This is a genomic window from Streptomyces hygroscopicus subsp. hygroscopicus (assembly GCF_001553455.1).
Taxonomy (GTDB): domain Bacteria; phylum Actinomycetota; class Actinomycetes; order Streptomycetales; family Streptomycetaceae; genus Streptomyces; species Streptomyces hygroscopicus.
Genome location: NZ_BBOX01000194.1, coordinates 1 through 10,573, shown reverse-complemented (window position 1 = coordinate 10,573; position 10,573 = coordinate 1). Strand labels below are relative to the sequence as shown.

Annotated in this window: 9 protein-coding genes; 6 read left to right on the top strand and 3 right to left on the bottom strand. The window is 73.6% G+C overall.

Features of this window, described 5'->3' with window-relative positions; all coding sequences use genetic code 11:
- Positions 1–60: 60 nt before the first annotated feature.
- Entirely contained in the window at positions 61–954 is an 894-nt protein-coding gene (gene sigJ, locus AXW62_RS20675; protein WP_060945847.1) for an RNA polymerase sigma factor SigJ, read from the bottom strand.
- A gap of 292 nt (positions 955–1,246) precedes the next feature.
- Here sigJ and AXW62_RS20670 point away from each other — a divergent pair, with 292 nt between their 5' ends.
- Complete coding sequence (locus AXW62_RS20670) at positions 1,247–3,130, top strand: glycoside hydrolase family 9 protein (protein ID WP_060945846.1); 1,884 nt, start codon at positions 1,247–1,249, stop codon at positions 3,128–3,130.
- A 177-nt stretch (positions 3,131–3,307) separates the two neighbouring features.
- Here the strand turns inward: AXW62_RS20670 and AXW62_RS20665 are convergent, their stop codons facing one another.
- Positions 3,308–3,796, bottom strand: a complete 489-nt coding sequence (locus tag AXW62_RS20665) for a glutathione peroxidase (RefSeq protein ID WP_030825291.1) — start codon at positions 3,794–3,796, stop codon at positions 3,308–3,310.
- A 195-nt stretch (positions 3,797–3,991) separates the two neighbouring features.
- On the bottom strand, positions 3,992–4,906 hold the full coding sequence (locus AXW62_RS20660; RefSeq protein WP_060945845.1) for a YceI family protein: 915 nt from the start codon (positions 4,904–4,906) through the stop codon (positions 3,992–3,994).
- 320 nt (positions 4,907–5,226) lie between these two features.
- On the opposite strand from AXW62_RS20660, the gene AXW62_RS20655 reads away from it, so the two are divergent.
- From AXW62_RS20655 to AXW62_RS45140, 5 genes are all read left to right on the top strand, one after another.
- Positions 5,227–5,784, top strand: a complete 558-nt coding sequence (locus AXW62_RS20655; RefSeq protein ID WP_030825285.1) for a hypothetical protein — start codon at positions 5,227–5,229, stop codon at positions 5,782–5,784.
- Between the two features lie 146 nt (positions 5,785–5,930).
- Positions 5,931–7,274, top strand: coding sequence for a phosphorylase family protein (locus AXW62_RS20650; RefSeq protein ID WP_079115713.1), 1,344 nt, complete (start codon positions 5,931–5,933; stop codon positions 7,272–7,274).
- Positions 7,275–7,659: 385 nt separating this feature from the next.
- On the top strand, positions 7,660–9,156 hold the full coding sequence (locus AXW62_RS20645) for a VMAP-C domain-containing protein (RefSeq protein WP_060945843.1): 1,497 nt from the start codon (positions 7,660–7,662) through the stop codon (positions 9,154–9,156).
- Positions 9,153–10,334: an AAA family ATPase gene (locus tag AXW62_RS20640; RefSeq protein ID WP_102884896.1), complete on the top strand. Its 1,182-nt coding sequence runs from the start codon at positions 9,153–9,155 to the stop codon at positions 10,332–10,334. Before AXW62_RS20645 ends, AXW62_RS20640 begins: the two co-directional genes overlap by 4 nt.
- Positions 10,331–10,573: hypothetical protein (locus tag AXW62_RS45140; protein ID WP_214516864.1), on the top strand; the 243-nt coding region annotated here is incomplete at its 3' end. The genes AXW62_RS20640 and AXW62_RS45140, both read left to right, overlap by 4 nt.

The window sequence follows — 10,573 nt, the reverse complement described above, 5'->3', positions numbered from 1 at the left end:
GAGGGCGTCAGGCGGTGGCATCGGGCGGGGCGGGCAGCGTCCAGGCCATGCGGCTCGACGTCAGTTCAGGTCCGTCAGATCGAGCCCGTCCAGCCGTTCGGGGTCGGCCAGGATGTCGATCGCCACGATCCTCCCGTCCACGACCGTGAAGGCCAGGACCGAGAACGGCCGCCCCTCCCGGGAGCTGACCACGCCCACGGCGCCGTTGACCAGCGCGGGGCGGGTGAGCAGACCCGAACCGCTGAGCCGGGAGAAGGTGAGCGCCTGGTTCGCCACGGCCGCCGCGCCACGCACCTCGCGCGGGGCCGGGGCGGCGGGGGCACCGCCGTAGTCGGCGCGCAGCACCACATCCGGGTCGAGCAGGGCGATCAGCCCCTCCATATCGCCCCCGCGCGCCGCGGCGAGGAAGGCGTCGACCACCTCACGCTGCAGGGTCAGATCCGGGTCGGGGGCCGGGGCGGCTCCCCGCACCCGGCGGCGGGCGCGGCTGGCGAGCTGACGGGCGGCGGCCGGGGTGCGGTCGACGATGGGGGCGATCTCGTCGAACGGCACGCCGAACAGATCGTGCAGTACGAAGGCCAGCCGTTCGGCGGGGGCCAGTGTCTCCAGAACGACCAGCAGGGCGAGACCGACCGAGTCGGCGAGCAGCGCCTGGTCCTCGGGGCCGGGCCCGCTCTCACCGCTGACGACCGGGTCGGGGATGCGCACCCCCAGCGGCTCCTCACGCCGGGCGGTGCGCGAACGCAGCATGTCCAGGCAGACCCGGCCGACGACGGTGGTCAGCCAGCCGCCCAGGTTCTCCACCGCGCCGGTGTCGGAGCGGCTGAGCCTCAGCCACGCCTCCTGCACGGCGTCGTCCGCCTCGCTGAGCGAGCCCAGCATGCGGTAGGCCACCGCCCGCAGATGGCCGCGGTGCGCCTCGAAGCCCTCGGCCAGAAGGTGGTTCTCGTCCATCGGTCACATCCCCTTGTCGCAGGCCGCACCGTCGCGGGCCACACCGTCTTGACGGATGGGCCGGGAGGGATGTGACAGAGGGGAGGGAACGGCCAGGCACCCGTCCGGTCCCTTGACGCACCGCGATCGCATCATTACATAAATTGGGAGCGCTCCCACACCACCTCTGTCGCATCTCCCGCACCTCCCGCGTCTGCCCGAGCCGACTCCCATCCACCGCACACCCGTCCCGCTCACTCTGCCTCGTCCCGCCCGTCCCGCTCGCCCCGCTCGCGTCCCCCAGGAGGGTTCCATGCCGCTGTCCCTGTTACCCCGTCCGCGCGGTGCGCGGACCGCCGCCGCGCTGCTCACCGGCGCGCTGCTGCTGATCGCCGCCCAGTCCGCGCCCGCCGGGGCGGACGCCCCCACACCCCCCACGACCCCCAGGACCCCCACGGCCCCCGCAACCCCCGCCGCCCGCACCGCCGCCTCGGCCGCGCCCTCCGCCGTCCAGGTCAACCAGCTGGGGTATCTGCCGGACGGCCCCAAACGCGCCACCGTCGTGAGCGCGAGCACCACCGCCCTGGCCTGGCAGCTGCGCGACGCGGCGGGCCGGAGGGCCGCCTCGGGCACCACCTCCGTACGGGGCGCGGACGCCGCCTCGGGGCAGTCCACCCACCTGGTGGACTTCTCCTCGTACCCCGGAACGGGCACCGGCTACACGCTCACCGTGGACGGGCGGACCAGCCATCCCTTCGACATCCGCGCGAACCTCTACGACGGGCTGCGCTCGGACGCGATGTCCTTCTTCTACCAGCAGCGCAGCGGTATCCCCATCGAGGCGTCGCTGGCGGGCGCGGCCCACGCGCGGCCGGCCGGTCATCTGGGGGTCGCCCCCAACCGGGGCGACACCGCCGTACCGTGCGTCAGCGGGGTGTGCGACGGCACGCGGGATGTGCGCGGCGGCTGGTACGACGCCGGTGACCAGGGCAAGTACGTCGTCAACGGTGGTCTCGCGACCTGGCAGCTAATCAACTCCTTCGAGCGGGCGAAGCGCGCGGGGCACGCGGCCGCCCTCGGGGACTCCACACTGCGCGTCCCCGAGCGCGACAACCGGATCCCCGATGTGCTCGACGAGGCGCGCTGGGAGCTGGACTTCCTGATGCGCATGCAGATCCCGGAGGGCGAGCCGCGGGCGGGCATGGCCTTCCACAAGGTCCACGACGCCGCCTGGACGGGGCTGCCCACCCGTCCGGAACAGGACGCCGAGCCGCGTGAGCTGCATGCGCCGTCCACCGCCGCGACCCTCAACCTGGCCGCCGCGGCGGCGCAGTGCGCGCGGGTCTACGCACCGTACGACGCCGCCTTCGCCGCCCGCTGCCTGGACTCCGCGCGCCGCGCGTGGGCCGCGGCGCGGGCGAACCCGGATCTGCTGGCGCCGGGGTCCGACTCCACCGGTGGCGGGGCGTACGACGACGGCGAGGTGGGTGACGAGTTCTACTGGGCGGCGGCGGAGCTGTACGCGACCACCGGGGAGGCGCGGTACCGGGACGCGGTCACCTCCTCGCCGTACCACACCGCGAGCGATGTGTTCGCCCCGATCGGCTTCAGCTGGCAGGACACCGGCGCCCTCGGGCGGATCGTCCTGGCCACCGTCCCCAACCACCTGCCCGCCGCCGACCGCGCCCGCGTCCGCGCCTCCGTGGTCTCCGCCGCCGACGGCCTGCTGAGCACGATGGCCGGGCAGGGCTATGCGGTGCCGCTGCCCGCGGACGGCTACGTGTGGGGCTCCAACGGCCAGGTGGCCAACAACGGGACCCTGCTGGCCGTCGCGCACGAGCTGACCGGCCAGCGGCGCTACCGCACCGGGGCGCTGGAATCCCTGGACTACCTGCTCGGCCGGAACGCGCTCGGCCAGTCGTACGTCACCGGCTACGGCGACCGCACCGCGCAGAACCAGCACCACCGCTTCTGGGCCCACCAGTACGACGCCTCGCTGCCGAACCCGCCCGCCGGATCGATCGCGGGCGGCGCCAACGCGGGGCTCCAGGACCCGGTGGCGCAGGAGAAGCTCCAGGGCTGTGCGCCCGCCGCGTGCTACATCGACGACATCGGCTCGTACTCCACCAACGAGGTGGCCATCAACTGGAACGCCCCCCTGGCGTGGCTGGCCGCCTTCGCGGCCGAACGGGACTGACCGGCGAACCGACCGGCCCGGGGACCAGCCACCCGGCGCCCGAACCGACCACCCGGCGCCGAGCCGAAACCCACGGCGCCCGACCTGAACCCACGGCGCCCGAGGCGAAACCCGCGGCGCCCGAGGCGAAACCCGCGGGCGAGGGGCCACCGGCCCCTCGCCCGCCGCCACCTCGCCTCAGCGGGGCAGCTGGGCCTCGATCGCCGTGACCACCTCGTCCGCCTCCGGCTCGGTCCGCGGCCGGAACCGGCCCACCACCTCACCGGCCGGCGAGATCAGGAACTTCTCGAAGTTCCACTGCACGTCTCCGGCCTCGCCCTGGGCGTCCGGCGTCCGCGTCAGCTCGGCGTAGAGCGGATGCCGCTGCTCGCCGTTGACGTCGGTCTTCTCCAGCAGCGGGAAGGACACCCCGTAGGTCGTCGAGCAGAACGTCCGGATCTCCTCGCTCGTGCCCGGCTCCTGCCCCGCGAACTGGTTGCAGGGAATCCCCAGCACGGTGAACCCGCGCTCGGCATAGCGCCGCTGGAGCCGCTCGAGCCCCTCGTACTGCGGGGTGAGGCCGCACTTGGACGCCACATTGACCACCAGCAGCGCCGTGCCCCGGTGCTCGCCGAGGGAGGTCGGCTCGCCGGTGAGGGTGCGCAGGGGAATGTCGTACAGGCTCATGGGATCAACCGCCTTCGTCGTTCGGTGGACGAGCCCAATCTATGCGCTGCCCGGCGCGCCCGGCCGCCCGCCGCCGGGGCTTCCGGCCCGCGCCCAGGCCGGAGCCCCGGTGGCGTCTTCCGCCCGTGAGCCGATACGGCGATGGGGCGGGTGGCCATCGCCGACCCGCCCCATCGCCCGCCGGGCGAGGAGGGACTACTCGGGCGGCGTCGGCGTGGTGTGGTCGCGGTACATCGCCTGGATGTCCAGCTCCAGCTTGACCGTGGGCCCGACCACGGCGATGCCGCGGGCGAGCATATTGCGCCAGTTCAGCGTGTAGTCCTCGCGGTGCAGCTCGGCGGTGGCGAGGGCCGCGCAGCGCAGTTCCTGTTCGTAGCCGCCGTTGACGGCGCCGAGGTAGGTGGTGTCCAGGGTCACCGAGCGGCTGACGCCGTGCATGGTGAGGGGGCCCTGGACGGTCCATTTGGCACCGCTGCGCCAGGTGAAGCGGTTGCTGGCGAAGTGGATCTCCGGGAAGTTCTCGACGTCGAGGAAGTCGGCCGAGCGCAGGTGGTTGTCGCGGGTGTTGTTGCCCGTGTTGATGCTGGAGGCGTCGATGACGACCTCGACGCGGGAGTCCTCCATCCGCTCGGCGATGTGGATGCCGCCCCGGAAGCGGGTGAAGCGGCCGTGCACATTGGCCATGCCGACGTGGCGGGCGATGAAGCGGATCGCGGTGTGCGGCGGGTCGAAGAGCCAGGTGCCGGGCGGGGGGAGTTCCAGTTGCTGGGAGGGTTCCATCTGCACCCGGCGGGCCGGTTCGCAGTGGCCCGGGGCGATGTCGACGGTGAGGCGGTTGGGCTGCAGACCGCTTCCGGTGAGCAGCACGGTGTACGTCCCCGGTTCGAGCGTGGCGAGGAACAGTCCGTGCGGATCGGTGGTGGCCCTGGCCACCGTACGGGCGGCGCCACGCGTCTCGGTGACGGTGACCTCGACGCCTCCCAGGGGCTGACCGACCGGGTCCAGGACCTCGCAGCTGAAGGCTCCGGCCCCCACGGGCATGGGGATCCTGAGTCCTGGTCCACGGTCCGGACGCTTGGTGCGCATGCGCCGGAACAGTGCGAGGGGCATTGCAGTCATCTCACTAACGGTTTCTCTGGGACGGGGGCGTGACCATGATGGAGCCTCATGGTGGGCTCCGGACGCCCGGGGGGTGGATGTCAGCCGCGCCCGATGATCTTCCGCAGCACGCCGTTCGGTAACTCCTCGCACGGGGCACGGACTTGTGCGCCGCCGCGCCACCGGGCCGGTCGCCCCGGGCGTCGGCCGGGGTGGCTCGTACCGGACGTCGCGGGCGTACGGCATGGATCAGGCATAGGTGCGGAAACAGTCACCAGGGAGGCCGGTCGCAACAGGACCGGTCGCGGCGGACCGGTGACGGAGGGGAAACGGTGGCGCGAGACGACAGCACCGACGGCGAGGCGGTCACGGGCAGGTTGCTGATCCTGGAGTACGAGCAGGTGAAGGAGGAGCAGCGGGCGCGGATCGGGTTCCGCGACAATCTCCTCTACGCGACGCTGGCCTCGATGGCGGCCATCGTCACCTTGTGTCTCCAGGGCCACGGGCGTCCGCAGCTGCTGTTGCTGCTGCCCCCGGCGTCGGCGCTGCTGGGCTGGGCGTATCTGGTGAACGACGAGAAGATATCGGCCATCGGGCGGTACGTCCGGGAGGATCTGGGGCCCCGGCTGGGGACGCTCGCCCCGGTCCGGCCACCGGTGTTCGGCTGGGAGCGGGCCCATCGCGACGACGGGCGCCGGATCTCCCGCAAGCGGCTTCAGCTCGCGGCCGATCTGCTGCTGTTCACGGTGGCGCCGATCGCCGCCCTCATCGTGTACTGGACCTCGGAGCCGGTGCGGGCGGTGCTGCTGGCGGTGTCGGTGGCGGAGGTGGCGCTGATCGGCGTGCTGGCGGCGCAGATCGTGCTGTACGCGGACCTGCGGCGGCCCTGAGCCATGACGGCATGACGGGCGTTGGCGGCATGGCTGGCATGACTGCTGGCATGACGGGCGTGGCGGGCATGGCGGGCGTGGCGGTACGGGCCCCGGGGTTCGTGAGGTCCGTAAGGTGGTGACGGAGGCAGTCCTAGGGGGGATCCGTGGGTGCTGGAGTCAACGGGGGTACGGCGCGGGCCGACGTGGTGGTCCTGACCGCGCTGGAGGTCGAGTACCGGGCGGTCCGCGCGCATCTGGAGGAGCCGCGTCCGGCCCCGGCGGAGCGGGGCGCGCTGTTCGAGCTGGGCGTGTTCCGCGACGGACCCGCCGAGCGGACGGTCGCCATCCATATGACCGGTCCGGGGAACCCGGGCGCGGCGGCCTCGGTGGAGCGGGCCGCGGCGCTCTTCGCGCCCCGGGCGGTGCTGTTCGTGGGGGTGGCGGGCGGCGTCAAGGACGTCGCGCTGGGCGATGTGGTGGCGGCCGACGCGGTGTACGACTACGAGACCGGCAAGGACACCGAGACGGGGTTCCTGCCCCGGCAGAAGACGTACCAGTCCGCCTACGGCCTGGTACAGCTGGCCCGGCTGGTGGCGGCGGGCGACGCGTGGCAGCGGCGGATCCCGCCGGGTGACGGCGCCCCGCGCCCCCGCGCCCATGTGAAACCCCTCGCGGCGGGCGGACGGGTGGTGGCGCACCACCGTTCGGATGTCGGGCGCAGGCTCGCGGCCGGCGCGGGGGACGCGCTGGCGGTGGACATGGAGGGGTTCGGCTTTCTCGCGGGCGCGTATGTCAATCAGCATCTGGACGCACTGGTGATCCGTGGCGTCTCGGATCTGCTCGGGGACAAGGGCGAGGCGCATGACGAGCGGTGGCAGCCCGTGGCCTCCCGGCACGCGGCCGCCTTCGCCTTCGAACTGATCGGCCGCATCCCGGTGACCGCCGATGCGCGGGTGGCCACGGAAGCGCCGGTGGCCGCCCACGCGCAGGTGGCCACGCAAACGCAGGTGACCACCGACCCACCGCTGGCCGCCCACACGCAGGTGGCCACGCAAACGCAGGTGACCACCGACCCACCGCTGGCCGCCCACACGCCGGTAGCCACGCAAACGCAGGTGACCACCGACCCACCGCTGGCCGCCCACACGCCAGTGGCCACGGAAGCGCCGATGGCCCGTCCGCTCGCCGCCCCCGCCCGCCCCGGGGCCACCGGACGGCGCCGGGGCAGGCTGACGATCCAGGATCTCGGCGCCCTGGCGGACACGCTGCTGACCGTGTCCGGGATGACCTCGCCCGCCCGCTGGCAGCAGCTGCTCGATGAGCTGCCCACCGTCGGCACGGCGGTGGGCCGCCAGTCGGCGAGCCGCGCGGAGGCCCTGTCCCTGCTGCGCACCTGTGAGGCGCGCCGGGCGATGACGGAGCTGGTGGAGGTGGTCACGGTGCTCGCCGGGGACGATCCGGCGGCCGCCGAACTCGCCCGCCAGGTCGCGGAACTCGGTCTGGAGTGACCCTCCTCACCCTCCCGCCCCGGGCGGTCACCGGCCCGGGGCGGCCTTCCGCACGGGGCCCGGCCCGTTCTCCGGGCCGCCGCGGGAGGGCTTCCGGTCCCCGGCGCCGCCGGAACCGTCCAGGTGGACCGGTGCGAGGACGGTCCTCCGCCGCGCGGGCGCGGGCGCCCCGGGCCGTCGCCGGGAGGGGTCCTGGGCGCGGTGGGGGCCGTCCGGTGGGCGGGGGACGGTGCCATGGGCGTCCGCGCCCCGGGGGTGTCAGGGGAGGCTCGCGGGGCATACAAGTTGTCCGGAGTCCGGGCGGGTGGCGCCCGTGCGTGGGAGGGTCTCCGGCGAGATCACCGGCGGCGGGGACCGGTGGTGCGGCCTCGGGGGAGGGCAGGGCATGACGGCCATGGGGGAAGGTGGCCTGAAATCGGTCGGCAACCTGGTCACGGCGCTGAAAGAGTTCCGTTGTCTGACGGATCCGGATCTGCGCACGCTGTGTCTGGATCTGGTCGCCATGGAGCTGGAGATGACCAGCGTCCCCGTGCGCGTCCACCGGGTGACCGACTACTTCCTGGTGGAGCTGGCCCGCGAATGCCTGGGAAACGTGCGGATCATGCACGCGCTACGCGCGTCCCTCGCGGTGATGGCGGCGGCCGACGAGGACGCCATGAAGCGGCTCGACTCGGTCATGGAGCAGATGACGGCCCGGCCGGCGCTGCCCGGGACCGCCACCGCGCGGCTGCGCCCACTGCTGGAGGAGCTGGAGATCGAGCAGTTGGGCCAGTTGTGCCGGATGGCCGCGGGTCCGCTCCAGGACGTCCCCGCGGTGACGGACCCCTGGCACGCCTTCGAGGTGCTGGGCCGGATGAACGCGCAGCCGGGCGGGCTGCCGCCGCAGCTCGCCCTCGTCGAGTACCTCGCGGCGGCCGCGCGTCCGCTGCGCAGGGCCGACGAGCTGCGCGAATGGGCCGATGAGCAGGCCCGGGGGCTGGGTCTGACGCCCCAGCTGCGGTCGCTGCGGCAGCAGGTGGGGCACGCCGCCCCGGCCGGTCCGGTGGACGCCTATCTGGTGATCCGGCTGCTGCCGCGGGAGGAGTCCGGCGCTTACGAGCTCTCCTCCTGGTACCAGTACGACCCGACCGGCTGGCATCCGGCCCGCGGCCCGGTCGCCCACGTCACCTCGGAGACCGCGGAACGGGCGGTGCAGACGCTGGTGTATGAGGCGGCCGAGGAGTGGGACGACGCCCGGGCGATCCACGTGGAGTTCATGCTCGGCCCCGATGACCTGAACCTGCCGGTCCACCGCTGGCGTCTGGAGCTGGACAGCGAGCTGCCCACCCCGCTGTACATGGACCATCCGGTGGTCGTGCGGAGCCTGCAGCGCAGCCAGACCAGACGCTGGCACCGCGAGTGGAAGCAGCGCTGGCACGTCCTGGAGCAGCAGCCCGAGCGCGCCCGACAGCTCGTCGTGGACGGTGCGGACCCGGACAGTCCGCGCTCCGGCGACCCCACCGCCCTGCTGGCCCGGCTCAAGGCCGATCCGCATGTGGTCGCCCTGGTCCTGAACGCGCCCCCGGGCACCACCCCGGAGGGGAGTGCGCAGGCGCTGACCGCCTGGCGGGCCGGGATTCCGCTGGTCGCCTGGGACGGCCGGGTGACCCGGGACCCGGGTTTCGTCGAGCGCCTGGGACAAAAACCGGCCGAGGGCAGCGGGGACCTGGCACGGCTCCGCGAAGCCGTGACAGAGTTACGTCTGGACGCCCATACGATCGACTCCGCGGAGCGGGAGCATCACCTCGGGCAGCATGTGGTGCTCGTCTGGGACGACCCGACCCGTCCCGTGGAACCGCAAGGGCGCGTGACGGGGCCGGACGAGGGGGTGGCTGGTCGATGAGCGACGGAGAACCTGCGCGACGGCACAACGGACGGGTCCGCCATGACCCGGGTGCGGCCTCGGGCGCCCTGCCGTCCGGCATACCGCGCCCCTGGTGGATCTACCAGGGCACCGGGCGCCCGCTCCACGACGTGAGCCTGGAGGAGATCCTTCCGCCGCCGCCCCCGTGGCGCACCTTCGGCGGGGTCTCGGCCTGCCCGGTGGAGGGCGACGGCGCGCCCGGCGCGTTATCGGACCCGGACGACGCCCCGACCGAGCCCCCGGCGCCGCCGGAGGACGCGCAGGACACCGCCCGGCGGCTGGGCGCCGCTCCTCTGAGTACGCGCTCGGACCCGGAGGAGGCCGACCTCGTCAACGCGGCCCTGATCCTCCGGCGCCCGCTCCTGGTGACGGGCCGTCCGGGCACCGGCAAGTCGACGCTGGCGTACCGCATCAGCCGGGAACTGGGCCTGGGCCGGGTGCTGCGCTGGCCGATCACCACCCGATCCACCCTGCGGTCCGGTCTCTACGGCTACGATGCCGTCGGCCGGGTGCACGCCGCCGCGGCCGGTCAGGCGGCGGAGGGGGACGGCCGCGAGCCCGGACCGGAGGACATCGGCGACTTCCTCCAACTCGGGCCGCTGGGCACGGCGATGCTCCCGCACCGGCTGCCCCGCGTCCTGCTCATCGACGAGTTCGACAAAAGCGATATCGACCTGCCCAATGACCTGCTCGACATCTTCGAGGCCGGCGAGTACTCCATTCCCGAGCTGGTGCGCATCCGCAGACGCCGCCCGGCCGTATCGGTCCTCACCGACGATCCGGAGCGCAGTACCGTCATCGCCTCGGGGCGGGTGCGCTGCCGCGCCTTCCCCGTCGTCGTCATCACCAGCAACGGCGAACGGGAGTTCCCGCCCGCGTTCCTGCGGCGCTGTCTCCAGCTCCGGCTGCCCGACCCGGACGCGGACCGGCTCGCCGCGATCGTGGCCGCGCACCTGGGCCGGGCCGACGATCCGCGGGCGCGGGAGCTGATCCAGATGTTCCTCGAGCGCAGCGAGCGCGAAGGCGGTCTCGCCGCCGACCAGTTGCTCAACGCGGTGTATCTGGTGACGTCCCAGTCACATGTTCCGGGGCCCGAGTGGGAGGAGCTACTGCAGGCCGTCTGGCACCGGCTGGACAGCGCAGCGGGCTCGACATGACACATGACCCAGGCGGCAGGCCCGCCGGGCCCGGCCCACGGGACCTCGACTGGCGGCAGCTGGCCGACGCCCTGTGGCTGGCGGTCTGCAAGGCCGGAACGGACCGCGGCCCCGGGCGTCCGGACCCCGGCCCCCGCCCCGCGGCACCGGAGGCGGCCCCGCCGCCGCCCGGCGCGGAACCGCCCGAGGAACCACGTCCGGACCGTGACCAGGAGCGGCCGGTGCCCCCGGACGGGGAC